Genomic DNA, 1,719 nt, shown 5'->3' on the forward strand with positions numbered 1-1,719 from the left:
GTTCAGAGTGCCCAAAAGTGTTGAGGAATTGATTTTTGACGCAGAACAGCGAGAACTTCTCCGCAAGACTATTTCAGTCCTCCCTGAAATCCAGCGACAGCGGTTTCTGCTTTGCCATGAATATAACTTCAACTACCGCCAGATTAAGGTGGCCCAGGGGATAATCTCCACCATCAATGACAGCCTCCGGGCTGTCGGTGCTCACCAATACCACCCTGCCTGCCGAGATGGTGACCATCATCGAGAACGCGGGCTTCCTGGAGAGCATCCCCCTGTGGGCAGTAACGCTCATTAGGGGGCTTTTTATCTGGGTATTGTCCTTTGTAATAATCCTCAGCGTTTATGGACGCTTCTTCAAGCTGTATTGGAAAAAGTTTTCTCAAAAGTTATGCCGCCGTTTGTTTGGAGGGCTGTATGATCGTGCCAGCCTGTGTGATCTTCTCGGGCCTCGCCTCCACGCCGCCCGCCAGGGCTGTGCGTGCCTGATACCAGCCGCGGAACGCGGTGAGCATCAGGACTGCGTAGAGTATGGGATACCCAAGCGGAGTTTCCGGGCCAGACGGAACAGGATGGGCAGCATAGACAGCCCGATGCCTAAAATCATAAACATCGTTGCCACAACCTCCTCTGAAATAGTTTGTGGCATCTTACCATAGGCAGGCGGACCTTGCAACGGTCTGTCTGCCGATTCTTGCAATGAAGGAGAGTGTATGAAAAAAGAAGAATTTGAACAGCAGATCCAAGCAATGATCCCCTGTCCCTCCCCGGAGACAACCGCCAACCTTTACGAGCTGGGGCTGGACACCATGGATGAGGAGGGGCCGCAGAGCATCCTCGCCGCTTTTGATTTCATTGCCCGGAATTTTGACCGGAGCGTACTGCAGAGCGCCTATGAGATCATCTGTCACGGCTCCGCCGCGCTGCCGGGAGAGATGGTCGCCGCCGCCGTTTTTCTGCAAAATGGAGATACCCCGGCCCGTATGTCCCAAATGGCGGAGCAGGGCTATCTGATGTGCTTCCACACGCCAAAGGTGATGGGCGAGGCCAGTCCACTGGCAATCTGCACGGTGATCGAGGGCGGAAAAAAGCAGGCTCTCTACTCGACACAATTCGGAACCTTTGAGCCGGAGGAAGTATTTTCCTGCGCGAAGCGATACGCCGGGCAGCAGGGTGTCTCCGTGACACAGGCGTTACAATGTGCTGCTGTTGACGGAAGAATCGGAATGGAGCCGCATGAGGGGCAGAAGATCATGACTGCGCGCTGGCCTGAGATGACAGAAGCTCTGTCCGCCATTTTTGAGCGCTGTCCCGCTGTTGCGGCGCACGTCACTTTCGATGTAGAACGGGACTGTGTCTCCGTGAAGTACAATTTCCGCTGGGAAAAATCTCTGCAGCCCAAACGGCGGGAGAACAGCGGAAAGTCCAAGAAGAATATGACAAGATAGGAGGTGGCCTCATTGGAAGTCCGCATCAACAAAGAAGTCCGGGACTATCAGGAAAGCCTGTTCTTCGGCCTGTCCCTGCGGCAGTTCCTGTTCGCCCTGCTGGCTGTGCTGGTGGCGGTGGGGCTGTATTTCGGCCTGCGCAATGTGGTGGGCAGCGGGGAGATCGGCTGGATCTGCGTCCTGGCGGCGTTCCCCTTCGCCCTGTGCGGCTTTTTCACTTACAACGGCATGACCTTTGAAAAGTTCCTCCTCGCCGTCATCCGCTCGGAGCTGC

2 protein-coding genes and 1 pseudogene are annotated in these 1,719 nt (G+C 55.4%); all 3 read left to right on the forward strand.

Annotation, left to right across the window (positions count from 1 at the left end):
- Positions 1 to 145: 145 nt before the first annotated feature.
- Positions 146 to 468, forward strand: a pseudogene (locus QZ326_RS13195) (hypothetical protein); the annotation flags it as partial.
- A gap of 242 nt (positions 469 to 710) precedes the next feature.
- Positions 711 to 1,445 (forward strand): hypothetical protein, encoded by a 735-nt coding sequence (locus tag QZ326_RS13200; RefSeq protein ID WP_295746108.1) that lies wholly within the window; start codon positions 711 to 713, stop codon positions 1,443 to 1,445.
- Positions 1,446 to 1,457: 12 nt separating this feature from the next.
- Positions 1,458 to 1,719: PrgI family protein (locus tag QZ326_RS13205; RefSeq protein WP_295746111.1), on the forward strand; the 262-nt coding region annotated here is incomplete at its 3' end.

Source organism: uncultured Oscillibacter sp., from assembly GCF_910587525.1.
Taxonomy (GTDB): domain Bacteria; phylum Bacillota; class Clostridia; order Oscillospirales; family Oscillospiraceae; genus Oscillibacter.